Origin of the sequence: Clostridium sp. AT4, assembly GCF_001517625.2 — a bacterium.
Classification (GTDB): domain Bacteria; phylum Bacillota; class Clostridia; order Lachnospirales; family Lachnospiraceae; genus Enterocloster.
In genome coordinates this window covers 544,289-568,747 of sequence record NZ_LN999827.1, presented here as the reverse complement: position 1 = coordinate 568,747, position 24,459 = coordinate 544,289, and the positions used below count along the sequence as shown (strand labels likewise).

The 24,459-nt window shown below is 45.3% G+C and carries 21 protein-coding genes and 2 tRNA genes; 16 read left to right on the top strand and 7 right to left on the bottom strand.

The window, feature by feature from the left end; all coding sequences use genetic code 11:
- Positions 1-13: 13 nt before the first annotated feature.
- The 4 genes from hpt to BN3656_RS05805 all read left to right on the top strand — a co-directional run bounded on the left by hpt (position 14) and on the right by BN3656_RS05805 (position 5,793).
- A complete protein-coding gene (hpt, locus tag BN3656_RS05820; RefSeq protein ID WP_066545123.1) occupies positions 14-544 on the top strand; it encodes a hypoxanthine phosphoribosyltransferase in 531 nt (176 codons plus the stop codon).
- Positions 545-596: 52 nt separating this feature from the next.
- The gene (ftsH, locus tag BN3656_RS05815; protein WP_066545121.1) at positions 597-2,423 is read left to right on the top strand and encodes an ATP-dependent zinc metalloprotease FtsH; all 1,827 of its coding nucleotides are present in this window, start codon (positions 597-599) and stop codon (positions 2,421-2,423) included.
- 412 nt (positions 2,424-2,835) lie between these two features.
- Positions 2,836-4,953 carry a glycoside hydrolase family 13 protein gene (locus tag BN3656_RS05810; protein ID WP_066545118.1) on the top strand — a complete coding sequence of 706 codons (2,118 nt, stop codon included), beginning with the start codon at positions 2,836-2,838 and terminating at the stop codon, positions 4,951-4,953.
- Positions 4,954-5,403: 450 nt separating this feature from the next.
- The gene (locus BN3656_RS05805; protein ID WP_066545113.1) at positions 5,404-5,793 is read left to right on the top strand and encodes a hypothetical protein; all 390 of its coding nucleotides are present in this window, start codon (positions 5,404-5,406) and stop codon (positions 5,791-5,793) included.
- Positions 5,794-6,089: 296 nt separating this feature from the next.
- Here BN3656_RS05805 and dfrF read toward each other — a convergent pair whose 3' ends face one another.
- On the bottom strand, positions 6,090-6,584 hold the full coding sequence (dfrF, locus tag BN3656_RS05800; RefSeq protein ID WP_002322211.1) for a trimethoprim-resistant dihydrofolate reductase DfrF: 495 nt from the start codon (positions 6,582-6,584) through the stop codon (positions 6,090-6,092).
- Positions 6,585-6,818: 234 nt separating this feature from the next.
- Positions 6,819-7,034, bottom strand: coding sequence for a helix-turn-helix transcriptional regulator (locus BN3656_RS05795; RefSeq protein WP_066545111.1), 216 nt, complete (start codon positions 7,032-7,034; stop codon positions 6,819-6,821).
- 179 nt (positions 7,035-7,213) lie between these two features.
- Between BN3656_RS05795 and BN3656_RS16795 the strand changes: the two genes are divergently transcribed.
- Positions 7,214-7,393, top strand: coding sequence for a hypothetical protein (locus tag BN3656_RS16795; protein ID WP_235816115.1), 180 nt, complete (start codon positions 7,214-7,216; stop codon positions 7,391-7,393).
- A 171-nt stretch (positions 7,394-7,564) separates the two neighbouring features.
- Here BN3656_RS16795 and BN3656_RS05785 read toward each other — a convergent pair whose 3' ends face one another.
- Positions 7,565-7,981 (bottom strand): helix-turn-helix transcriptional regulator, encoded by a 417-nt coding sequence (locus BN3656_RS05785; protein ID WP_066545110.1) that lies wholly within the window; start codon positions 7,979-7,981, stop codon positions 7,565-7,567.
- A gap of 159 nt (positions 7,982-8,140) precedes the next feature.
- Between BN3656_RS05785 and BN3656_RS05780 the strand changes: the two genes are divergently transcribed.
- From BN3656_RS05780 to BN3656_RS05770, 3 genes are all read left to right on the top strand, one after another.
- Positions 8,141-8,461, top strand: coding sequence for a hypothetical protein (locus BN3656_RS05780; protein WP_033143689.1), 321 nt, complete (start codon positions 8,141-8,143; stop codon positions 8,459-8,461).
- Between the two features lie 163 nt (positions 8,462-8,624).
- Positions 8,625-9,458, top strand: a complete 834-nt coding sequence (locus tag BN3656_RS05775; RefSeq protein ID WP_173794097.1) for a Rep protein — start codon at positions 8,625-8,627, stop codon at positions 9,456-9,458.
- Positions 9,451-10,707 (top strand): tyrosine-type recombinase/integrase, encoded by a 1,257-nt coding sequence (locus tag BN3656_RS05770; protein WP_004845968.1) that lies wholly within the window; start codon positions 9,451-9,453, stop codon positions 10,705-10,707. The genes BN3656_RS05775 and BN3656_RS05770 overlap by 8 nt, the downstream gene beginning before the upstream one ends.
- A gap of 83 nt (positions 10,708-10,790) precedes the next feature.
- Here BN3656_RS05770 and BN3656_RS05765 read toward each other — a convergent pair.
- From BN3656_RS05765 to BN3656_RS05755, 3 genes are all read right to left on the bottom strand, one after another.
- Positions 10,791-10,876 (bottom strand) — tRNA-Leu (locus tag BN3656_RS05765).
- 92 nt (positions 10,877-10,968) lie between these two features.
- Positions 10,969-11,050: transfer RNA gene (locus BN3656_RS05760), tRNA-Tyr, on the bottom strand.
- Between the two features lie 73 nt (positions 11,051-11,123).
- Complete coding sequence (locus tag BN3656_RS05755) at positions 11,124-11,978, bottom strand: YitT family protein (protein ID WP_066545325.1); 855 nt, start codon at positions 11,976-11,978, stop codon at positions 11,124-11,126.
- A 294-nt stretch (positions 11,979-12,272) separates the two neighbouring features.
- On the opposite strand from BN3656_RS05755, the gene BN3656_RS05750 reads away from it, so the two are divergent.
- From BN3656_RS05750 to BN3656_RS05715, 8 genes are all read left to right on the top strand, one after another.
- Positions 12,273-13,487, top strand: coding sequence for an IS110 family transposase (locus BN3656_RS05750; RefSeq protein WP_066545109.1), 1,215 nt, complete (start codon positions 12,273-12,275; stop codon positions 13,485-13,487).
- Between the two features lie 389 nt (positions 13,488-13,876).
- Positions 13,877-15,925, top strand: a complete 2,049-nt coding sequence (locus BN3656_RS05745; RefSeq protein WP_066545106.1) for a DHH family phosphoesterase — start codon at positions 13,877-13,879, stop codon at positions 15,923-15,925.
- 21 nt (positions 15,926-15,946) lie between these two features.
- Positions 15,947-16,393, top strand: a complete 447-nt coding sequence (gene rplI / locus BN3656_RS05740) for a 50S ribosomal protein L9 (RefSeq protein ID WP_066545103.1) — start codon at positions 15,947-15,949, stop codon at positions 16,391-16,393.
- Positions 16,394-16,521: 128 nt separating this feature from the next.
- Positions 16,522-17,880: a replicative DNA helicase gene (dnaB, locus tag BN3656_RS05735; RefSeq protein ID WP_066545101.1), complete on the top strand. Its 1,359-nt coding sequence runs from the start codon at positions 16,522-16,524 to the stop codon at positions 17,878-17,880.
- 114 nt (positions 17,881-17,994) lie between these two features.
- Positions 17,995-18,693 (top strand): MerR family transcriptional regulator, encoded by a 699-nt coding sequence (locus tag BN3656_RS05730; RefSeq protein ID WP_066545098.1) that lies wholly within the window; start codon positions 17,995-17,997, stop codon positions 18,691-18,693.
- Positions 18,694-18,841: 148 nt separating this feature from the next.
- Entirely contained in the window at positions 18,842-20,455 is a 1,614-nt protein-coding gene (locus tag BN3656_RS05725; RefSeq protein ID WP_066545323.1) for a peptidoglycan-binding protein, read from the top strand.
- 107 nt (positions 20,456-20,562) lie between these two features.
- On the top strand, positions 20,563-21,258 hold the full coding sequence (locus BN3656_RS05720) for a response regulator transcription factor (RefSeq protein WP_066545094.1): 696 nt from the start codon (positions 20,563-20,565) through the stop codon (positions 21,256-21,258).
- A gap of 8 nt (positions 21,259-21,266) precedes the next feature.
- The gene (locus BN3656_RS05715) at positions 21,267-23,624 is read left to right on the top strand and encodes a HAMP domain-containing sensor histidine kinase (RefSeq protein ID WP_066545092.1); all 2,358 of its coding nucleotides are present in this window, start codon (positions 21,267-21,269) and stop codon (positions 23,622-23,624) included.
- 79 nt (positions 23,625-23,703) lie between these two features.
- Here the strand turns inward: BN3656_RS05715 and BN3656_RS05710 are convergent, their stop codons facing one another.
- The gene (locus BN3656_RS05710) at positions 23,704-24,453 is read right to left on the bottom strand and encodes an aminoglycoside phosphotransferase family protein (protein ID WP_066545090.1); all 750 of its coding nucleotides are present in this window, start codon (positions 24,451-24,453) and stop codon (positions 23,704-23,706) included.
- Positions 24,454-24,459: the final 6 nt, after the last annotated feature.

Below are 24,459 nucleotides of genomic sequence, written 5' to 3'. Positions count from 1 at the left end.
GGAGGATAAAATCATGGCAGATAAGATCCGCGTATTGCTCACAGAGAAGGAAGTAGACGAGAGAATCAATGAGGTAGCAGAGCTTATTAACAGAGATTATGAGGGAAAGCACGTCCATCTGATCTGTATTTTAAAGGGAGGCGTGTTCTTTACCTGTGAACTGGCCAAGAGACTGACCATTCCCGTATCCATGGACTTTATGTCTGTATCCAGCTACGGCTCAGGCACTGTATCCAGCGGTGTAGTGCGTATCATCAAGGATCTGGATGAGCCGCTGGAGGGGAAACATGTTCTCATTGTGGAGGATATTATTGATTCCGGCCAGACACTGGCATATCTGATCGAGGTATTAAAACAGAGAGGCCCGGCGGATATCCGTCTGTGCACCCTTCTTGACAAGCCGGAGCGACGTGTGAAGAAGCAGGTAAAGGTAGACTATACCTGTTTTACCATTCCGGATGAGTTCGTAGTGGGATACGGTCTGGATTTTGACCAGAAGTACAGAAATCTGCCCTACATCGGAGTAGTAGAGCAGGAGGACTGATGTCCTTTGGTATGTACAGAGTATTACATCATTTGATTGAAGGAGGCAGACATTGAGACAGCAGCAGACATTCAGAGGATTTGTATTTCTCATTATGATGCTGGTACTGCTGGCCTTTGCGTTTAAATTTACGTCTACGGCAGGGTCAGGAGACAGGCTTACTTATCAGGAGTTTTTACAGGTTCTCGATACGGAAAAGGTGGAGGAGGCGGTAATCAGCCAGAATCCCCAGGCACCTACGGGTACAGTAACCCTGACTCTGGAGGGAGACCGGATCGCCCGTCAGAACGTTTCGGATGTAAAGGAAGTAGAACAGCTGCTCAGGGACCGCAACATTGATTATGCAGTAGAAGGCGTACCGCAGGAAAATACCATGCTTACTGTTGTGATGCCGTTTCTCCTTTCTATTGTTGTGGTAATTGTGATTATTACGATGATGAACCGCGGGGCGGCCGGGAACGGAGCAAATGCCAGAATGATGAATTTCGGCAGAAGCCGCGCAAGGCTCAGCCGTGACAGCAAAGTGAACTTTTCACGGGTAGCAGGACTTGAGGAGGAGAAGGAAGAACTGGAAGAAGTAGTTGATTTCCTGAAGAATCCTCAGAAATATACCAGCGTGGGAGCCAGGATCCCCAAGGGACTTCTTCTTGTAGGCCCTCCGGGAACAGGAAAAACCCTTCTTGCCAAGGCAGTGGCCGGAGAAGCTGGAGTTCCGTTTTTCTCTATTTCCGGTTCTGATTTTGTGGAAATGTTTGTAGGTGTAGGTGCATCCCGTGTCCGCGACCTTTTTGAAGAAGCTAAGAAGAATGCTCCCTGTATTGTATTTATCGACGAGATCGATGCAGTAGCCCGCCGCAGAGGAACCGGTATGGGCGGAGGCCATGATGAGAGAGAGCAGACCTTAAACCAGCTTCTGGTAGAGATGGATGGTTTTGGGATCAACGAGGGAATTATTGTCATGGCGGCTACCAACCGTGTAGATATCCTGGATCCTGCGATCCTGCGTCCCGGCCGGTTTGACCGCAAGGTTGCTGTGGGACGGCCGGATGTAAAGGGAAGGGAAGAGATCTTAAAGGTTCATTCCAAGGAAAAGCCCCTGGGAGAGGACGTGGATCTGCACCGGGTAGCTCAGACGACCTCCGGCTTTACAGGCGCGGATCTGGAAAACCTGATGAATGAGGCAGCAATCCTTTCTGCAAGAGAAAACCGCCGTTTTATCCGTCAAAATGATATTGACCGGGCTTTTGTAAAGGTGGGGATCGGAGCTGAAAAAAGGAGCAAGGTTATTTCCGAAAAGGATAAAAAGATCACAGCTTACCATGAGGCAGGCCACGCGATCCTGTTCCATGTGCTTCCGGATGTGGGGCCGGTTCATACGGTTTCCATTATCCCTACCGGTATGGGGGCTGCAGGCTACACCATGCCTCTTCCGGAAAAGGATGAGATGTTCAACACCAGAGGCCGTATGCTTCAGAGCATCATGGTGGATCTGGGCGGACGCATTGCAGAGGAGCTGATCTTTAAGGATGTGACAACCGGCGCTTCTCAGGATATCAAGCAGGCCACTCAGCTGGCAAGAGCTATGGTGACCCAGTACGGTATGTCCGAACGTGTGGGAATGATCCGGTACGGCAGTGATGAGGATGAGGTATTTATCGGCCGTGATCTGGCGCATACCAAGTCTTATGGAAATGGAATTGCAGATGTCATTGACGAGGAAGTAAAGAGGATTGTAGACGAATGCTATGCAAAGGCAAAGCAGATCATCTGCGACCATGAGGATGTGCTTCATTCCTGTGCGGCTCTTCTGATCGAGAAGGAAAAGATCGGACAGGATGAGTTTGAGGGCCTTTTTGCTGAGACTGAAGTAAAGGCATAAAGGCTAGATTTCATTTGTTTGAGAAAAAACAGAAACGTTTTGAGCATAAAAACGGAGCTTGATTCGTATTTGCGAAATTCAATCGTTATTTTGACTGTAAAGGGCGGAGAAAAAAATGCATGTTTGTGCACACTTTTTTCTCCGCCTGTGCTATTATAATAGACGTAACCCCCCCAATACATTATATAGTTTTTGCTACACCCCATAAGAAACGAAATACCTTCTCCTGAAAAGCCTGGCTACCCCGCCAGGCTTTTCACTTTATAAAAACAATGAGGAAAATCCGGGCTTTGTGCGCGTGGGACATTCACCGGATTGCGGGATTTTCCTTGTATATTTAAGTAAATTCAGATACAATAGAGATGCTAATTCAAAATAGTATGAATCATTATGAAAAGGTAAGGAATTCATTGTGAAAGAAGAGGGAACAAATAAGATCAATCGGGAGGCGCTGTTTTCAGCAGAAACAGAGGATTACCGCAGCCCTATGGAGCCGAAAGAAGGGGAACGGGTACGTCTGCGGCTGCGTACCGCAAAAGCGGACGCGGATCAGGTATATTATATAGAAGGGGAGAAGGAGGCTGTTATGAAGAAGACAGCTTCTGATCCATATTTTGATTATTATGAGCACGAGATCGTAGTAGCTTCCGATCAAGTGCTTTATCATTTTAAAGTGAAAAAGAATAAGGAGATCTGCCTGTATAACCGTTTGGGTCCGGTGGATGAGGCAGATCCGGAATTTAATTTCAAAATCACACCGGGATTTTATACGCCTGACTGGGCTAAGGGAGCAGTGATGTACCAGATTTTTACAGACCGCTTCTGCAATGGAGATCCGGACAATGATGTGGAATCTATGGAATATGTATATATCGGAAAGCCTGTATACCGGGTAAAAGACTGGGGGAGAAATCCGTCTACCATGGATGTAGGCTGCTTTTACGGCGGAGATTTAAAAGGTGTCGGGGACAAGCTGGATTATATACAGAGCCTGGGAGTGGAGGCTATTTATCTGAACCCTGTTTTTGTATCGCCGTCTAACCATAAGTATGACTGCCAGGATTATGAGCACATTGATCCTCATTTTGGCCGGATTGTCAAAGACGGAGGAAAGCTGGTGGATAAAAATGGAACGGACAACCGACAGGCGGAGCGGTATGTGACCCGTGCGGCAGCCAGAGAAAATCTGGAAGCCAGCGACGCCCTGTTTGCGGAGCTGGTTGAGGAGATCCACAGACGGGGAATGAAGGTGATTCTGGATGGTGTGTTTAACCACTGCGGTTCCTTTAATAAATGGCTGGATGTGGAGGAGATTTACGAGCGTTCCGGAGATTATGAGCCGGGAGCATATCTTGCCAAGGACAGCCCGTACCACAGCTTTTTCCAGTTTCACGACGACAGTGATGAAGCATGGCCAAGAAACAGGACGTACGACGGCTGGTGGGGTCATGATACGCTGCCTAAGCTTAATTATGAGGGTTCTGAAAAGCTGGTAAAATACATTTTAAATGTGGCAAAAAAATGGATTTCCCCGCCTTACAGCGTAGACGGCTGGCGTCTGGATGTGGCGGCTGACCTGGGGCATACGGCAGAGTATAACCATACGTTCTGGCAGATGTTTCGAAAGGCTGTAAAGGAAGTAAATCCGGAGGTTCTGATCCTGGCGGAGCACTATGGCGATCCCGCCAGCTGGCTTCAGGGGGATCAGTGGGATTCCATTATGAATTATGATGCGTTTATGGAGCCCGTGACCTGGTTTTTGACAGGGATGGAGAAGCACAGCGACGGTTATAACGGCGCTCTTTACGGCGATGGAGAGGCGTTTTTCAGAGCAATGAATTACCACATGAGCCGGATGCAGACAAATACGATTTTCACGGCCATGAACCAGCTTTCCAACCACGACCATTCCCGCTTTCTTACCCGGACGAACCAGATTGTAGGACGTTTGGGGAATATGGGGCCGGAGCGTGCCTCGGAGCATGTGAAAAAGCCGGTTCTCAGGGAGGCTGTAGTCATCCAGATGACCTGGCCCGGAGCTCCGACTCTGTATTACGGTGATGAAGCGGGCGTCTGCGGATGGACAGACCCTGACAGCAGAAGAACCTATCCCTGGGGGAAGGAGGATCTGGAACTGATTGAATTTCACCGGTATATGACCGGAATCCACAAGCGGATTCCGGCGCTGCGCAAAGGCGCGCTGAAACCTCTTTTTGCAGGACGGCATCAGATCGCCTACGGAAGAATGAGCGGGGATCACCAGACCATTACCGTGATATCCAACCGCCCCGAACCGGCTGTGATGGAGATCCCTGTATGGCAGCTGGGAATTACGGACGATATGATCCTTGGCAGGCCGATCTTGACCTTTGAGGATGGGTATAACGCAGGAATCGTGTTTTACCGTGTGGAAAATGGGATGTTGAAAGTTATCATGCCGCCATATGGTGGCGCTGTCTTCGTGTCCCGGCCAGAGGCGTTTTATCCGGTGATCGAGTCGCGGTTTGTGGGTGGGGAGGAAGTGCTTTAAAGCTGGATCAGGTTGTATCTGAGGTAAAGGAATCAGAAGAATGGGAGGGCGTAAAAATGAGCATTTTATCGGTCGGAATTGAGAAGGGAAATGCAGAAGGTATGATATAGGCCCAATTTCGGAAACTTTGGAAAAGCGAATCCGCAGCGAAACGGATCTGGAGACGCTGGGGGTATGGCTTAAAAAGGCTGCCAGGGCCTCTACAGTAGAGGAGTTTGAGCAGGAAATTGCATAAAATATTTCAAAGGGTATTGCAAACGGAAACATTGAGTTTGCAGTACCCTTTTTTAAAAAATAATCGTTCGTGATGGAAGAAAAACAATATTCATATCAAAAAATTATCCTTCTAATGCCCATATCTGGATAAAAATGCCGCTTTTCCCTGATTTTTGAGAGTAAATATGTTGGCACATAACTTGCTTAAAGGCCATTCAGGCAGATGGGAATGGTGTGGATTTGGTTGGCAGCTGCGGAACCGGCCATGCGGTGATCTACAGCATTACGTTTGATGTAGAGGAAGCCCTGGTGGAGGCTGAGGTAGTGCTTGTCTCTGCTATGGCAAAACGCCACGAGGCCATTACGGACTGGATTGCACCCCATCTGAAGGATGGGCAGATCGTATGCTTCTCAGCAGGAAACTGTGCTTCCATTACTCTGAAAAAGAAGCTGGAAGACAAAAAGGTGATTGTGGGCGAGATGCAGGGAAATATCGGCTCGTGCCGTCTGGTATCCCCTACAAAGGAAATAAAGGGAAATCCCCATACCCTTCTTCCTCCGTCTTATGACTGGGATTCGGAATATCTGCGTATCACAGGAACGCCCAGAAAGGTTTCTGAATAAACGGATATAAAAAGAAAAAGCGCTGAAGGAACGAATCTGCGTTCCGGCAGCACTTTTGTTTCTGTTAAATATACAGCAAAAAACCTCTGTTTCAAAAGAAACAGAGGTTAAAATCAAATGCCGCAGACCGGAATCGAACCGTTTCAAATAATCACAAATACTGATAGAAAGGGGCTTTGAAGACTTCATCACGGTCTCGGTGTTCAAAAAGTGTTCAAAGATTTCCACCCTCAAACTGGAATTTGTCTTACAACAATTTATATATGCATAAAAAGCAATATATTTATGAAAACACCCTAAATCCAAAATCTACTCAATTCATTTTTCCTTACATAAAATGTTCTCGTATATTTCACTTCCTCACCAAGTGTTTCCCCTATCAAAACTTCAAAATCATTGATATCAAATTCTGGAAAGAATGTATCTCCATCTTCAATATTTAAATCTACTTCTGTGATATACATTTTATCTACTATTTGCAAAGCTTCCTTAAATAGTCCATATCCACCAGATATGTATACATCTCGTCCTTTAGCCAATAATAATGCATCTTCTAATGATTTAACTGAAACTAAATTATCTCCTTGATACTCTGTTGTGGTGGAAACAACAATATTCATTCTATTAGGCAACGGATGACCGATTTCTTCATAAGACTTTCGCCCCATAATAACCACATTACCCGTTGTTAACTCTCTAAATTGCTTTTGTTCTCCCTTTATTTTCCATGGTATATTACCATTCTTGCCTATAACATTATTCTTTGACCTCGCAACAATCAAACCTATCATCTATTTCATCCTCCATAATATGATGTCGTACCTGTGATTCCATCAAGTGCACCACATCTTAACAAACTCAAAATTATCTCGAACTAACCAGCTCGACAAATTCTAGTTTGTCCAGTTTCCACTACTCACAGTATAATTCTATTTTATAAAATGCACAAGCAAAAAAGGCATGAGAGACTTCCATATCTCAGCATACCCTTTTATTCACTCCATGCCATTAACAGCAACACTCCACTATTCTTTTACATAGATAATCACTTCTCCGACTTCACAGCCAAAATAATGGCACAATTTACAGATTAAATTCGCATCCAGTCTTTGAAATTCATTTCTGCAATATCTGTTAAAATTTGACCTCGGTATATCCAGTTCCTTACAAATGGTATTCTTGCTGATACCTTTTTCTTGCAACAGTTCTTCTATCCTTAATTCCAAATGTCCATAATTCATGCATATCACCCCTACACAAAGTATATTTAATAATTCTTTCACTATATAGTGAGGTACTAACAACACTTACATTGCTCTGCTTACTGGCTGGAATTTATTATTACATTAGACTCCCCGATTATCATGTCACTAACAGTATGTCCTTTAGTAATCAAGACACACGAGATACCCGATTATCTGTGACTGTTTATAAATATTGGGGAATCAACGATACCATTCAAGAAATTGAAGCAGAGCATAATCGAATCAATGGAACACCCACCACCCTTGAAATCAACCTCTACTATCCGGCTTGGTTTCCACTGGATCACAGCGAACCTTTCAAAACGGTAATGATTGAATATGGCAAAAAAGAATAGCATGACAACACTTCATTCATGGTGCTGTCTGCTATCCTTTTAAAACTTGCAATGCATATTCCTTTTTGTTCGTATTCTTTCAAAAACTAACGTTCCGCAGGATGCCCAGAGCGACGGTTCCTAACAGGGCGGCGGGTCGGCTGGGCAAGTGGACGGCTTCGGAAACGTTTATTATTCTGCAACGTATTCTATCAGTGTTTCTCTCCGCCCCTCATATTTGCTTTGGGCTAAAAGTTTATCTAAGAACTTCAGCACTTCTCCCATATCATCACTGTCTATTAAGTCCAGCTTTGTCAGTACATCAAGGTCTGTCTGACTTTTAGGTTGAATGGATACTGGCTGAGACATATCCACGACCACTCTCAACCGCTTTGTCTTGTTTGTCGTTTCAATATCTGTAGTCAATCCCATAACGTGACTTTTACTCACTCCAAATATCTGCGACAGCTTTTCCCATATGGATTCATCTCTTGGCGTTCCATTCCCGTTTTCATAATTTGTCAGCATACTTTGTGATATCCCTAATTCCTTTGCCAACTCTGCAACTGTAATATTATTTTCTTTCCGCAGTTCTTTTATTTTATTCATACTGAACCTCCTTTATAAGCACCATTATATTTCAACATTTTTTGTCTGTCAATCTTTTTATCGGATATTTAGATATTTTTCTTGACATTATATTTTTTCTGTTGTATTATATGAATATCTTAATATCTGATAATCAGATATTCCGAAGGAGGTGATATATTGATTCGAGGAAATGACTTTATTTTAAATCCTAACAAGTTGGAAGAACAGTTTCAGTTAGTAGAAGTTTCTGAATGGGTAGACTTTTCTACAAAGGAAAAATTAGGATTTTACTACACCGTTCTTCTTCCAAAGTTAAAGTTTGAAAAAGTCAAGGTCGGCGTAAGAGCTAATACCCAGCTTGTCTCCAATGAAGAACTTGAGCAGAAAGGACAAGTTCCTGTCTCATTTGAGGGGTTACATACATGGGCAAGTCTCTACAATGGACGCCTTTCTGTTAAGGCAGAGGCTGACAATATCAGAAAAGCTGGAATGAAATAATCATTCTCACGTCAGACAGTCAGTGCCGGACAACGTCATAGGTGCTGACTGGCTGACCTACATGAGAGAAGAGTTTCTTCTAACTATACTTGATATATAAAACAACATCTTCCGAAAACAATCGGAACATTCATTACAAAAATTGGGATATGAGGTGAGATTCGTGAGCAAAACAAAAGAGTGTTTTGCATACAATACGAAAATCATTGAAACTCCTACTACAAAAGAAGTATATATTTACGAAAACCCTATTTTTATTCACTCGAAAGAAAAGGCAGATTTAACAGACACAAGTAACCGAAAAAAATTTGATGAAATGTCAGCTCATAAGCAATATGACAGTTTAAAACGCAAGCAGAAACATTACGAACAGGCTCGTTGGGATATTGCCCGTATTGTTGACTGCAACTTTGATAACAAAACAAAATTTGTAACGCTGACATTTAAAGAAAACATTCAGGAAATCCTGATAACTAACCGTGAATTTAAGTATTTTATCCAGCGATTAAATTATTATTTGTACCATACCAAAACCCAGTTATTAAAATACCTTGCAACGTGGGAGAAACAGAAGCGTGGAGCAATCCATTATCATGTTATTTTCTTTGATTTTCCGTATATAGCAAAAGAAAAATTACAGAATTTATGGTCACATGGATTTATTAAAATCAATCGCATTGATGTAGACAGCAAAGAAAACAGAGGTCGTTATCTTAGCAAGTATTTTGGAAAAGACCTTGATTTGAAAGAACATAAGAAAAAAGCCTTTTTTAAATCTCAAAATCTGAAAGTTCCACACGAAACAAAAGTCATGCTGACCGAAGACATTTTACATGACTTACAAAAAGAAAATATCGTCTTTCAGAAAGAATACACAAGGCAAATTTACGATACCAACGCTTTCTTATCTACTGGTTCATGCTTAAAGGACAGCAGTGTTATCTACATCAAAATTAAAAAAGAAAATCCTTGCGTAAAGGGGGAATCTTATGGATAATCCCGTTACGTTTTCAGATATAACATTATTGAATACGTTAGCCACCTGTGCTAACATGACCACAGATGAAGTCTTCAAAGATTTTAAAATTATGGCAAATAAAAAAATCTTGAAGAATCACAAATATGAAATTTATTACTCGGAATCAGAAAAAAGCTGGCGTACTTATTTACCCGATGAAACCAAACCTAACAAACGCCGTCCTGTTAAGAGGAAGAGTAAAGAGAACCTTGAAAAAGAAATCATCAGATTTTATATCGAAAAGCAGAAAGCTGAAAACCGTCAGAATGTCACACTAGAAGAATTATATGCTGAATGGCTTTTGTATAAAAGAGATTATACTTCCGTAAAAGCAAAAACAATTCAAGAATATGTATCTGAATGGAATAGATTTTTCAAAGATACAGAACTTGTTAAAATGAAGATAGGCGAAATCAAACCAATCACGCTTATCCGCTTTTTCAGAGAAGCTACAAAAGACCGACAGTTCACGCACAAGCGAGTCAGTAATGCCCGTTCTGTTTTGAATGGAATCATGAGTTATGCGATTGAAGAAGAAATTATATCACATAATCCTGTCTCTGATGTGAATTTCAAACAGTTTACCTATAAGCCAGTAGAAGTACAAAGTGACAATGTATTTTCCCGTGATGATACGCATAAGTTATTAAATTATCTTCGGTGTATCATAGAACCATATTCTCTTGCAATACAGTTATCTTTCTATCTCTTTATCCGTGTTGGAGAAACAAAAGCTATCCGTTGGGAAGATATTGACTACAATAACAGGCTTGTATATCTTCACAGACAGGCGACCTGTGAACGTACATTGAATGATGATTTAACATTCTCAAGCCGAAAAGTAAAAGTAGTAAATCAAATGAAAGGAAATACTTCTCATGGATTCCGTAAACAGTTCCTTACAGACGAAGCACTTAAAATTCTTCACAAAGCAAAGGAATTAAATCCAAATGGAATATATGTCTTTGAACCCAACGGCGAGATTATGACAACAGACAGCTTTAATCGCCGTTTGAAGAAATATTGCAAAGAAGCCGGTGTTCCTTATCATTCCAGTCATAAAATCCGCTTTTACAATGCTTCAACAGCTTTTGACGGAAATAATCTTACAACCCTTAGTTATTTAATGGGACATAGTGAGACAGCTACAACATTGCATTACTTGCGGAATGTCAATAAGAGGAAGAATGACAGGCTTGCTTTTCAGAATCTTGGTATTTCATCATAAAGTGTTCAAAGGTGTTCAAACATTTTAAAACAAAAAAATAAGAGAAACGCTGTAAATTCAACGTTTCTCCCATTTTTAACTAATGCCGCAGACCGGAATCGAACCGGTACGGGTATCACTACCCACGGGATTTTAAGTCCCGGGCGTCTGCCAGTTCCGCCACTGCGGCATTCCATATAGGAGTATATGCATACTTGGGCTGAAAACAAGAGCCTTTACATGCAAAGCACTGATGCTCTTAAGCTTACTCTGGTATGCAACTGGGCGAAGGTGGATTCGAACCACCGAAGGCAGTGCCAGCAGATTTACAGTCTGTCCCCTTTGGCCACTCGGGAATTCGCCCATGCTTTGTTTGATAAGCAGTGATAATAATATCACATGAGCGGGGAAAAATCAAGAGGGGGAATGAAATTATTTTATAAAATTTGGCGGGGTTTCGGCCGGTAGATTACTTCGCTGACCGTGTAAACTGTGACAAAGGCGGAAGGGTCTGTTTTTAAAAGATACGACATCAAAAGGGCGTATTCATTTTTATCCACGATGGTAATGATCTCTGTTTTAGGCTGACCGTCATAGGCGCCCCGGCCTTCATAGATGGTAGCGCCGCTGTGAAGGCGGTTTAGGATAAAACTGCGTATTTCAGCTTCTTTTTCAGAGATGATGCAGACTCGTTTTTTCAGATTCAGGCCGAATATGAAGTGATCCAGTACAAGCCCGTTTAAATAGGTGCCTAAAAGGCTTAAAACGACCAGCTTTTTATCATAAAACAGGATAGAGGACAGGGCCACGCACATACCGGGAAGCGCCATGGCTTTTCCCATGTCCATGCGGAAATATTTGTTTAACAGCTTTGCCACAATATCCAGTCCCCCGGAGGAGGCATTTTCCCGGAATAAAATTGCAAGTCCGATGCTTACAACAAAGATATAGCAGACCATATCCAGAAAGGGATCGCCGTTAATGGATGAAAAATCGGGGAACCATATTTCAAATATCCTTAAAAATAATGGAAGCAGAAGAGAGGTGTAAACCGTTTTTGCGCCAAATTCCTTTCCGATCAGGAGAAAGCCGATTATCAGCAAAAGCCCGTTAAGGATAAAAGTAATGATGGAGATATGGAGAGGGATGATATTGCCGAGGATCATAGCCAGACCGGATATGCTTCCTACAGACACCTGACTGGGGATCAGAAAGAAGAACACGGCGGCTGAAACAATGAGGGTGGCAAAGGTTATTACTATAAATTCTTTCATAAAGTCTGATTTTTTCATATGAATCTCCATTCCGCCGCCTTCGGCTGGCGGCACAAATAGTAATGAAAGTGTTCCAACTCTCTACACTGTGCTGTAAAATAGTTTGCAAGAAGCTACACTACAAAGCACGGGAGGAGGAGTTGTAATAACTTCCTTCGTTTTAGACAGCATATTAATCAGTGTAAGTTCTGCCTTTTCAAGCACAAATAAGTGGCATCATGAATCCGTACACTAAGAATTGTTTAAGCCTTTCGTTTAATTGTGTGGCAGTTCAGTCAATGGCTTCTTATCATTCACGAAAGGAGTCTGACTATGAAAGTTACTTATCAAACCTGTTGTGGTGTCGATGTTCACAAATCTTTTCTCGTTGCCACAATTGTAAAAACTACCGGCGGCATTGAGCCTTCTTACCAAAAGAAGCGTTTTTCCACCTTTAACAATTCAATTCTTGAATTCAAGCAATGGCTTCTCGACAATGATTGCCATGATGTCTGCATGGAATCCACAGGTAAATACTGGGTTCCTGTCTTTAATCTTCTGGAAGATGATATCAATGTTGTCATTGCCAATCCTAAATGGGTAAAGGCGGTGAAAGGCAACAAAGATGATACAAAAGATTCTAAATGGATTGGGGATTTGTTCCGTCTTGGACTTGTCAAAGGCAGTTATATTCCCTGCAAGAAAGTCCGTATTCTCAGGGAATACACTCGCTATCGTTACAAGCTTGTTTCCTGCCGTTCAAGTGAAAAGAATAGATATCAGAATGCTCTTACTGTTTGCAATGTTGCATTAGATTCTGTTGTTTCCGATATCTTTGGGAAGTCATCCACATCCATTATCGACTATCTGCTTGAACAATCGGGTTCATCCATTAACCACGAAGAAATCGCATCAAAACTTCTTCGGAGCCTCAAATCCAAAGAAGATGCTGTTATAGAATCCGTCGAAGGATATCAGATGACTGATGCCCAAAAATACCGTATGCGCCTTGTCCGCGCACATATGGATTATATCACAGCCGAAATCAATGATGTTGATAAAATGATAGAAAATATGATTTCTTCTAACACTGATTTTGAAAATGCTGTCCAGTTCCTCTGTACCATTCCGGGTGTCAAACGTGATAGTGCAATCACTATCATCTCCGAAATTGGCACTGATATGTCTCAGTTCTCAAGTTCCAAACGTTTATGTTGCTGGGCTGGTTTAACACCTGGCAGCAATGAATCTGCTGGTAAGAAGAAATCTGTCCGGATTACACGTGCCGGAGTCTACCTCAAACCTGCATTAGTACAGTGTGCTCATGCAGCCGTAAAATCTGACAAATCTCCTTACTACAAAAAGAAATATGAATCTCTTGTTAAACGTCGTGGCAAGAAAAGAGCCATTATCGCTATTGCCCGTATGATTCTTACCGCCATCTACCAGATGCTGTCTACTGGTGAGCAGTGGAATCCGAGCGATCTTTACAAAATCGATATGCCTGTAGCTCTTGTTGAAAAACAAAAAGCGAAGGCTATCAAATAAGCCAGGAAACTATTGCAACGAGAAGGATTACTTCCTCCTGATGAACCATTCGCTTCTTGAACTAATTTCCTAACTCTATAACACTTCAAAAAGTTGCCTGCTTTAGACAGCTTATTCAAGTGCGCCAATCTATGGCTTTCCTCTACTTTCTTTCACACTAATACTCCTGTATTAAAGATATTCTCTGCTGTCATTCCTACTATATTCGATTCTTTTTTGCGTGTAAACCGTTTTTTGTGCGTATCTTTTATTTTGCCTTACGGTTTGGAAAAGGCTTATGAAAGCTCCTGCGTTTCAAAATCCGTTTTCCAATGGACGAATCCGGGCAGATATGGTATACTCTATAAGATAGGCGTATTCCATTTTCGGGTACAAATTGGAGGAAGGATATGAAAGATAAAGGAAAGATGCGGTGGACATTTCGCGTATATCTGCAGTGGCCGCTGTATTTGACAGTCTTTATGGTCCTGCTTGCGGCAGCTGTGGGGGCGGTGTCGTTTACGGCGGGAATCATTGTTTCGGCTTTTACTCTTGTCTATATTGGAATTGCGCTGTGGCTTTACTGTTCCAGAAAAAGGGGAATCCTGGCAGGACTGATCGCATTTGCGGAAGCTTACGATCAGAGCAAGCAGGATATCCTGAAAGAAATGCTGGTTCCCTATGCAGTGGCAGACCGGACGGGGCGTCTTTTGTGGATGAACCGCGAGTTTTCATTGATCTTAGGGGAAGATAAGACGGCAGCGCCTAATCTGACGGCCCTGTTTCCGGAGGTTACGAAGGAAATGCTGGCTACAGGCGGAGAGACAGTGAGCATACACAGCTCATATTTGGAGAGAAATTACCGGGTAGACCTGCGGGAGCTGGCGATTGCTTCCTTGTCTCAGGCCGTGGCTGATAATGGTCTGGAAACGGGAGAAGGCGGCATTACGGCTGTCTATCTCATGGATGAGACCCAGACGTTAAAATACAAACAGCAGGTCAATGATCAGAAACTGGTAGCAGGACTGATTTATCTGGATAATTACGAAGAAGCGCTTGAAAGCGTGGAAGAAGTGCGGCGATCCCTGCTTACGGCCCTGATCGACCGTAAGATCAGCAAGTATATTGCTTCCATGAACGGCATTGTAAAAAAGATTGAAAAGGATAAATATTTCTTTGCAATCTGCCAGCAGCACATGGCTAAGATGCAGGAGTCCCGTTTCCCCATTCTGGAAGATGTAAAGACTGTTAATATCGGAAATGAGATGGCCGTGACCTTAAGTATCGGTATCGGCATGAACGGTGAAAGTTATGCTCAGAATTATGAGTATGCCAGAACCTCGATTGATATGGCTCTGGGACGGGGCGGCGACCAGGCGGTCGTAAAGGATTCGGATAAGATCCAGTATTATGGCGGCAAGGCACAGCAGATGGAAAAGACAACCCGAGTGAAGGCCCGTGTAAAGGCCCACGCCCTGCGGGAACTGATGGAAAATAAGGATCGGCTGCTGATCATGGGCCACCGTCTGGCAGATATTGACGCCTTCGGCGCAGCCATCGGCATTTACCGGATCGCCATGTCCATGAATAAAAAGGCCAATATTGTGCTCAATGAGGTTACTTCCTCCGTCCGTCCCATGATGGAGCGCTTCCTGGACAATGCGGAATATCCGGACGATATGTTCCTAAAAGGGCCTCAGGCGGCAGAGCTGGCAGATGCAGGCACCATGCTTGTGGTGGTGGATGTAAACCGTCCCAGCATTACAGATGAGCCGTCCCTTCTGCGCCTGGTGCGGACGATCGTTGTGCTGGACCACCACAGAACCAGCAACGAGGTTATTGACAATGCGGTGCTTTCCTATGTAGAGCCCTATGCTTCTTCTACCTGTGAAATGGTGGCAGAGGTGCTGCAGTATATTGCAGACGGCATCAAGGTGCGGCCTGCAGAGGCAGACGCCATGTATGCGGGTATTGTGATTGATACCCAGAATTTTACAAATCAGACCGGCGTGCGTACCTTTGAGGCAGCGGCCTTCCTGCGAAGAAGCGGGGCGGACATTACGAGAGTGCGCAAGCTGTTCAGGGAAAATATGAAGGATTATCAGGCCAAGGCAGAGGCTGTGCGGGTGGCAGAGGTGTATATGGATGCGTTTGCCATCAGCGTGTGCCCGGCAGAGGGGCTTGACAGTCCGACGATTACCGGAGCCCAGGTGGCTAATGAACTCCTTGAGATCAAGGGAATAAAAGCTTCCGTGGTTCTCACCGATTACAATAATACCATTTATTTCAGCGCCCGTTCCATTGACGAGGTCAATGTACAGGTAATGATGGAGAAGCTGGGCGGCGGCGGCCACCGTACCATCGCCGGAGCCCAGATGCAGGGCGTTTCCATACAGGAGGCAAAAGACCGCCTGAAAGAAGTAATCCGGCAGATGCTGGAAGAGGGCGACGTATCATAGAGACAGAAAGGATGGATCAATATGGAAATTGTATTATTAGAGGATGTAAAGGCACTTGGAAAAAAAGGTCAGGTTGTAAAGGTAAATGACGGCTATGCGAGAAACTTTATCCTGCCTAAAAAGCTGGGAGTAGAGGCAACTGCCAAGAATTTAAACGACTTAAAGCTTCAGAAGGCAAATGATGCGAAAGTTGCAGCAGAGCAGCTGGCAGCGGCTAAGGAGCTGGGAGAGAAGATTGAAAAGTCCAAGGTGGTTGTTTCGATCAAGGCAGGAGAAGGCGGAAGAGCCTTTGGCGCTGTTTCTTCCAAGGAAATTGCCAAGGCAGCAGCCGATCAGCTGGGGCTGGATATTGATAAGAAGAAGATCGTTTTAAACGATCCCATCAAGGCCATCGGAAGCTTTGAGGTAGCAGTTAAGCTTCACAAGGAAGTGACTGCAAAGCTGGCTGTGAAGGTAGTAGAAGCGTAAAAAGGACGTAAAGGGGGCGGCGTATCGTATTCCGGAAGGAAGGGATGCGCCGTCCTGTTTTCGCAGGCTTCCGGACAGAAAATTCCGGAGCGCAGGTTTGGCAAATATTATAGTAGGAGGAAAGAGTCATGGAAGAAGCCCTGATTAAGCGGGTGCTTCCCCACAGTCTGGAAGCGGAGCAGTCGGTAATCGGCTCCATGCTGATGGACCGGGAGGCTGTGATCGCGGCGTCAGAGATTATAACAGGCAGTGATTTTTATCAGCAGCAGTACGGCATTATGTTTGATGCTATGGTAGAGCTTTTTAACGAGGGAAAACCGGTGGATCTGGTTACTCTGCAGGATCGTTTGAAGGAAAAGGATGTCCCCCCTGAGGTCAGCAGCCTTGACTTTGTCAGGGATATTATGACCATGGTGCCTACCTCGGCCAATATAAAATCCTATGCCAATATTGTAAGCGAAAAGGCTGTGCTGCGCCGGCTGATCAAGACCACAGAGGAGATTGCAGGGGCCTGCTATGCGGGAAAGGAACCGTTGGAAAATATTCTGGCAGATACGGAGAAATCGGTATTTGACCTTCTTCAGAATAAGGGCGGGCAGGAATTTGTACCCATCAAGCAGGTTGCCATCAATGTGCTGGAAAAGATCGAGGACGCCTACCGCAATCAGGGAACAGTTACGGGTATTCCGTCCGGCTTTATTGACCTGGACTACAAGCTGTCCGGCTTTCAGCCCTCTGATTTTATCCTGATCGCTGCCCGTCCCTCCATGGGAAAGACGGCCTTTGTGCTAAATGTGGTAGATTATGTATCCGTGCGGAAAAATCTGCCCTGTATGGTATTCAGCCTGGAGATGTCCAAGGAACAGCTGGTAAACCGTATGCTGTCTATGGAATCGAACGTAGATTCCCAGAAGCTGCGTACCGGTACTCTTACAGATGCAGACTGGGATGCAGTGGTAGAGGGAATCGGCGTGATCGGAAATTCCAAGCTGATCATTGACGATACGCCGGGCATTTCCATCACAGAGCTTCGATCCAAGTGCAGGAAAATGAAGCTGGAGCACGGTCTAAGCCTTGTGATCATTGACTACCTGCAGCTGATGAGCGGCAGCAAAAAGGGCGGAAATGACAACCGCCAGCAGGAAATTTCCGAGATTTCCCGTTCCTTAAAGGCTATTGCCAGAGAGCTTCATGCGCCTGTGATCGCTCTTTCCCAGCTGTCCCGTGCCTGCGAGACCCGTACAGACCACAGGCCCATGCTTTCGGATCTTCGAGAATCAGGAGCCATTGAGCAGGATGCGGATGTGGTAATGTTTTTATACCGCGATGATTATTACAACAAAGATACGGAGCATCCCAACGAGGCTGAAGTTATTATTGCAAAGCAGCGTAACGGCCCTATTGGAACGGTGAATCTAATCTGGAAGCCGGAGTACACGAAGTTCGTCAATGCAGCACGGCCTCAGGGCGGGAATTCAGAGGGTTAAAATTTCAGTCATAATAGCAGTTCTCAACGCATACATTAAAAGTAAGGTCAAACCGAACCGCGCAGGGCACGGCGGAGGATCGTTACATTAAGCAGTGTGAAGGAGAGAACAGTTATGGATGAAGTACATTATCTTATATCAGACGCGTCCAGAAAGGTGGATGTGGAAGCCCATGTATTAAGGTACTGGGAGGAAGAACTGGAGCTGGATATTCCCAGAAATGAGATGGGACACAGATATTATACAGATTTTCATATCCGTATGTTTAGGCAGGTAAAGAGCTTAAAGGAAAAGGGGTATCAGCTGAAAGCCATTAAGCATGCCCTAAACCAGGTTCTGCATCAGGATGGGGAAAATGGAGCGCAGCTTACGGACGAACTGCTGGAAAAGGATATGGATGCCGCTTTAAGAGGGTTTAAGGAGGAGGAACGTCTGGCGGCATTAAGGCCGGTTCAGGCAGAAACAATCCCGGCTGTTTCTATGGAGGAACGAATGGCCCAGTTCCAGCAGATTATGAACCTGATCATCGGACGGGCTCTGGAGGTTAATAATGAGAAGCTCAGTCAGGATATCAGCAGTCTTGTAAACGAAAAGCTATCCGGGGAAATGGAGCTTTTGCTTCAGTCCTCAGACCGGAAAGAAGAGGAGCGATTCCGCCAGCTGGACGAGGTGATCCGCTCCTTCCAGAAGAGCGGACAGGCTGAGGCGGCAGCTGCCAGAGTGCCGTTTTTTAAGCGGAAGCCATTTAAAAGAAGTGGAAAAAGCAGGAACGCATCAGGCCATCCTCAGCGGTCAGGGGGGCTGATCCCGTAAAAAAATCTCGCCATTTATATCGGAATATGATAATATGATACTGAAAGTGAACGAGACAGCACACCGGGATTTTACATCCGGTATCATATGGTTAAATCCGGCCATATTTCAGGCTGAGTCATACAAAGGAAGGATCAAGAGCAATTTCATGAACCAAAGATTTAGATACAGAAAATACCTTACATATGCCCTGGCCTCAGGGATACTGGCAGCCTCTCTCACACTGGGAGGTTGTGCAGACCAGACAGCAGGGGGGATAGCGGCAACTCCGGCTCAGGCCCAGGCACGGGCGGCAGCCCCTGAGGAGGAAACAGAAGCTATCGCACCTTTAAACTTAAGCGGCCAGATCCTGCCCGATCTGGATGATGTAGAGCTTCCGGAGAATGCGGAGCCGGTTCCTGAGTACTTAAGGGAAGGCGTCCGCCATGAGATCGTAAAGAAGCTCCAGCAGCGTCTCATGGATCTGGGATTTATGGATAATGATGAACCTACCGATTATTTCGGCCAGGTAACACTTCAGGCTGTAAAACATTTCCAGAGGCAGAATGAGATGCCACAGGATGGAATTGTGGGAGATGCCACCTGGGAGGCTCTGATGGCTGAGGACGCCAAGTATTATGCCGTTTCCAAGGGAACCCAGGGCGACGATATACAGCGGATCCAGCAGCGTCTTTATGAGCTGGGTTATCTGGCAAAGGCGGATCAGGTAACTGGTAATTTTGGAGATTCCACGGAAGCTGCTGTAATTAAGCTTCAGGAGGTCAATGGCCTAAGCCCGGATGGAAAGGTAGGACAGAAAACCTATAACCTTCTGTACAGCGATGAGGTCCGCCCCAACCTCCTGTCTTACGGCGAAAAGAGTGAGGTGGTTTTAGCTTGCCAGCAGCGTCTGAAGGAATTAGGATATCTTACAACCACACCGGACGGCGCTTATGGACAGGATACAGTGATTGCTGTAAAGCAGTTCCAGGCCAGAAACGATCAGGTCGTAGACGGCTACCTGGGTCCATCTACCCGTATTGCCTTAAATGATCCGTCGGCTCGTCCAAATGGATTGATGCTGGGCGAACAGGGCGAAACGGTTACCAGAGTACAGCAGCTTTTAAGCAAATATGGATATTTAAGCTCTGCCAATGTGACCGGATATTATGGAGAGGTAACAGAGCAGGCGGTTAAAAACTTCCAGAGCCGCAACGGACTGGCAGCAGATGGTCAGGTCGGCATCCAGACCATGACAAAGCTTACCAGCGACAATGTGAGACGTCCGGCAGCAAACTCCGGCGGAGGAAGCTCTGCACAGACTGGAGGAGGAAGTACGGGAGGAAGCGGCGGAAATAAGAAGCCGGCAGGAAATAACGGCAGCCAGGGCGGTTCTTCCTCTGCGCCGAAGGCACCTTCCGGTACAGGCGTATCTGCTTTGATATCTGTGGCTTCATCCAAGATCGGAAGTCCTTATGTGTGGGGAGCTAAGGGTCCCAATGCCTTCGACTGCTCCGGTTTTGTATACTGGTGTCTGAATCAGGTAGGTGTTCGTCAGAGCTACCTTACTTCTTCCGGCTGGCGCAATGTGGGACGCTATACGAAGATCACCAACTTTAATGATATTCAGGCCGGCGATATTGTGGTAGTAAACGGCCATGTAGGTATTGCGGCAGGAGGCGGGACTGTGATCGACGCATCCTCCAGTAACGGCCGCGTAGTACACAGAAGCTTAAGCCAGTGGTGGAGAAACAACTTTATCTGTGCATGGAGAATCTTCTAAAAGCTACAGAGAATCTCTGAAAGAAAGAGTCAGGCAAAGCCATAACACATCCGCGGCACATGTCCCGCGGATGTGTGCGTTTTGGAAAAAAATGGGAGGAAATACAAATGCAGACAATTTTAGTATGCGACGATGACAAGCAGATTGTGGAAGCCATTGATATTTATCTTACAGGAGAAGGCTACAAGGTAATTAAGGCGTATGACGGCTATGAGGCCCTGGAATATCTGGAAAATAACTCCGCAGACCTGCTGATCCTGGACGTAATGATGCCCGGACTGGATGGTATCCGGACGACTCTTAAGGTAAGGGAAAACAGCAGCATCCCCATTATCATCCTGTCTGCCAAATCTGAGGATACAGACAAGATCCTGGGATTGAATATCGGGGCAGATGACTATATTACAAAGCCGTTTAATCCTCTGGAGCTGGTTGCCAGAGTCAAGTCCCAGCTGCGCCGCTATACACAGCTTGGCAACTTAAACCAGCAGGAGCAGGATCAGGTTTACAAGTGCGGCGGCCTTCAGATCAATGATGATAATAAAGAGGTTACAGTAGACGGAGAACCCATTAAGCTGACTCCTATCGAGTATAATATTCTCCTGCTTTTGGTAAAGAATGCGGGCAAGGTATTTTCCATTGATGAAATATATGAACAGATATGGAATGAGGAAGCAATCGGGGCAGACAATACAGTAGCGGTCCATATCCGCCATATCAGGGAAAAAATTGAGATTAACCCAAGAGAGCCGAAGTATCTTAAAGTAGTCTGGGGCGTAGGATACAAGATTGAAAAACAGTAGGTGGACCTATGGAGCAGAACAGAAAGAAAATACGTATTCAGAAGGTGGTTTTATCCCTTCTTTCAGTGATATTCCTCGCTATGGCCCTGGCGGGCATCAGCGCCATGTATTTAAACGGAGGCTACGGAAGAGGGATCAGCTGGGTCTATGAGGAAACCTACGAGGACTCTGATACCTTCAGCATGAAGCTGGGAAAAGATATAGAAAATATTTTTACATATATCGGCTATAAGGATCTCTTTGAAACAAACGGACAGCTGGATATGAGCAAGCCCATTGTCCGGCTTACGGATGGGCCGGGGGTAGATGAGGACTGGACACTGGATCAGATCGTCCGGTATGCCAGGATCAGGGGCTACTATCTGGGAGAAAACTTTACGGTTCAGGGTTCCCCTATGTCCATGGACGATGACGACATGGAGGTTACAGTCCAGTTTTTGAATACAGGCTTTGATTTTCTGAGCATGGGTGAAATGGAAACCCGGATGACAAAGGAAGAACTGGCTCTGGATATTCTGGAATGTCTGGGACAGTATTATTCTATTTATTACAATTTCATGGAGCACCAGACCAATGTGCGCTTCCGGGTAGTTTATAAGAGCGATGAAGGAGTGGAAACGGTGTATACCAATGTACCGGAACTTTCGCTGGATGAGCTGAGAGGATTTGGAAAATACCTGTTTATTCCCGGAAATACCATTCGTATGGATACGAATCTGGCGGTCATTCCCCAGAATGCGGCTGCTCTTTTGGAAACATGGAATCCGAATAATAATGACCAGAATTATCTGGTGGTTTCGGTTGATACCACATATCCTTATGTTGACAGCTATTCCGAAGAGTCTGCCCAGTACCGCAGTGTGAGAAATGCGTTTATTATGGGAATGGGCGGAGTAATTGTCGGATTCATCGGTCTGTTTGCGGCGTTAGTATGGCTGGTGTTCCTGTCGGGACATACAGACAATCTGGACAGCGAGATACGCCTTTATCCGGTTGACCGGATTCCTACGGAGGTATGCATTCTCCTGGGGGCTGTAGCAGCAGCGGTGCTCCTTTTGTGGGGGAAACGGCTTGGAATGATGGTAATCGGTCTTTTTTTCAGTGAGGAACATCTGCCTTTCTGGAATAAGATGCTTCGATATCTGATCATTTACAGCTGTGCAGTTCCCTGCGGTTTCAGTCTTCTGCGCCGATACAAGGCCGGAACGCTTTGGACGGGGAGTCTTGGAAAAAGAGGGACTGCGGCATTTAAAGCTTATCGGGAAAAGACCAGCTATGCAGTAGGCGGAGCGCTGTGTTATCTTACTTTTTTAGGCTGCAACGGCTTTATGATGTGGCTGATTCTCTTTTTATTTACAACCAGAGGAGAACGGATCAGCTACCGGATCATGTATTATGTTGTGCTTGTGCTGTTTGTATGGCTCGACGGCTGGGTATTTCACCGGCTGTTTAGGGAAGCCTGCCAGAGAGATCTGCTGGATCAGGCCATCAGTACCATTTCTACCGGAGATACGGGCTACCGTCTGGACACTTCCATGCTCACAGGCAAGGAAAAGAAAATGGGAGAGCATATCAATAATATTACCAGCGGTCTGGACACTGCTCTTCAGGAAAAGGTAAAAAGCGAGCGGTTAAAGGCAGATTTGATCACCAATGTGTCCCATGATATCAAGACGCCTCTTACTTCTATTATTAACTATGTAGATCTCTTAAAGCGGCAGAAAATCCAGGATCCCAAAATCGCCGCTTATCTGGAGGTGCTGGATCAGAAGTCTCAGAGATTAAAGACGCTGACAGAAGATCTGGTAGAAGCCTCAAAGGCCAGTTCAGGCAATCTGAAGCTGGAGGTTTCGGATATTAACCTGGTAGAGCTGGTTCAGCAGACAAACGGTGAGTTTGAAGAGCGTTTTGCTCTGCGCCGTCTGGAGCTGATCCAGACGCTGCCGGAGGAGATCATTATGATCCGGGCAGATGGAAGGCGCCTGTGGAGAGTTCTGGAAAATCTGTATACGAACGCCTTTAAATATGCCCAGGAGGGCAGCCGCGTCTATGTAGACGTAAGAGAAGAGGGAGATAAGGCCGTATTTACGATCAAGAATATTTCTGAAAAGCCTTTGAATATCAGTCCGGATGAGCTTACAGAGCGATTTGTACGGGGCGATGTGGCAAGAACCACAGAAGGCAGCGGATTGGGACTTTCCATTGCAAGAAGCTTAACACAGCTTCAGAAGGGAGAGTTTATCATCAGTATTGACGGCGATCTGTTTAAAGCCCAGGTAGCTTTTCCTGTGGAACGGCGGGAGAGGAAGGCGGAACGAATAGCGGAGGAAATACCGTCTGATTCCAGCGAATGGGAAGATACATAAAGAAAAAGGCTCTCCGAAATCAGCTTCGGAGGGCCTTTTTGAACCCTAAATAATGTGATATGTAAGATCGGTCTACTGTTTACTGATACTCAAATACATTGATCCAGCTCTCTAAGAGCTCCTTTTCCTCAGGACGCTTATAGGCCAGCTGAGCTGCGGCTACTACAGGGAGCCAGCCCTGCACATAGCGTTTTTCTGTACCGGTTTTTTCGCAGAACAGATCCATGTACAGCTCCGCTCTTTTGCGGTCCTTTAAGCTTAACAGAAGGTAGGTTCTCGCCACATCGGCGCTGGCATTTCCCTGGGAAGCATGTACCCAGTCAATGACATACCATTTGCCATCATCACCTACGATGATGTTGGATGGATTGAAATCGCCGTGGCAGAGCTTGGTATGCTTGGGCATTCCGTCCAGTCTGGTCATCAGCTCATAGCGTGTGCTGTCGTCCAGCTGCTCCACGGATTTGAGGGCGCGGATGGTTTTTTCCTTCAGTTTGTTTAACAGAGGGCAGGCCTGCTTATGGATCAGAAGGTGGAGATCCACCATGCCTTCCATGTATTCTTCCAGCTTGTCCGGATTTTCATCCATTAACTGCTGTAAGGTCTTTCCCTCTACGTATTCCTTCAGGATGGACCATTTTCCATCAACAACAGAAACCCCCAGGATCTTAGGAACGTTGAGCGCCTCGATATCCTCCACCCGCGCGTTGCACAGGGCTTCATTCAGAACCTCGGCTTTCGGGAATCCATCACAGAATTCCTTGATGGCAGTGCTGCCGTCACGATAAACGGTTTTCTTTTCACTTGTGAAAACTAATTCTCTTGCCATAATCAT

Excerpts from the sequence above, each read along its gene's own strand:
- BN3656_RS05720 (WP_066545094.1), top strand. The coding sequence starts at position 20,563 with ATGCAGACAATTTTAGTATGCGACGATGACAAGCAGATTGTGGAAGCC.
- hpt (WP_066545123.1), top strand. The coding sequence starts at position 14 with ATGGCAGATAAGATCCGCGTATTGCTCACAGAGAAGGAAGTAGACGAG.
- BN3656_RS05750 (WP_066545109.1), top strand. The coding sequence starts at position 12,273 with ATGAAAGTTACTTATCAAACCTGTTGTGGTGTCGATGTTCACAAATCT.
- BN3656_RS05795 (WP_066545111.1), bottom strand. The coding sequence starts at position 7,034 with ATGAATTATGGACATTTGGAATTAAGGATAGAAGAACTGTTGCAAGAA.
- BN3656_RS05755 (WP_066545325.1), bottom strand. The coding sequence starts at position 11,978 with ATGAAAAAATCAGACTTTATGAAAGAATTTATAGTAATAACCTTTGCC.
- BN3656_RS05710 (WP_066545090.1), bottom strand. The coding sequence starts at position 24,453 with ATGGCAAGAGAATTAGTTTTCACAAGTGAAAAGAAAACCGTTTATCGT.
- BN3656_RS05730 (WP_066545098.1), top strand. The coding sequence starts at position 17,995 with ATGGATGAAGTACATTATCTTATATCAGACGCGTCCAGAAAGGTGGAT.
- BN3656_RS05785 (WP_066545110.1), bottom strand. The coding sequence starts at position 7,981 with ATGAATAAAATAAAAGAACTGCGGAAAGAAAATAATATTACAGTTGCA.
- dnaB (WP_066545101.1), top strand. The coding sequence starts at position 16,522 with ATGGAAGAAGCCCTGATTAAGCGGGTGCTTCCCCACAGTCTGGAAGCG.
- rplI (WP_066545103.1), top strand. The coding sequence starts at position 15,947 with ATGGAAATTGTATTATTAGAGGATGTAAAGGCACTTGGAAAAAAAGGT.
- BN3656_RS05715 (WP_066545092.1), top strand. The coding sequence starts at position 21,267 with ATGGAGCAGAACAGAAAGAAAATACGTATTCAGAAGGTGGTTTTATCC.
- dfrF (WP_002322211.1), bottom strand. The coding sequence starts at position 6,584 with ATGATAGGTTTGATTGTTGCGAGGTCAAAGAATAATGTTATAGGCAAG.
- BN3656_RS05770 (WP_004845968.1), top strand. The coding sequence starts at position 9,451 with ATGGATAATCCCGTTACGTTTTCAGATATAACATTATTGAATACGTTA.
- BN3656_RS05725 (WP_066545323.1), top strand. The coding sequence starts at position 18,842 with ATGAACCAAAGATTTAGATACAGAAAATACCTTACATATGCCCTGGCC.
- BN3656_RS05745 (WP_066545106.1), top strand. The coding sequence starts at position 13,877 with ATGAAAGATAAAGGAAAGATGCGGTGGACATTTCGCGTATATCTGCAG.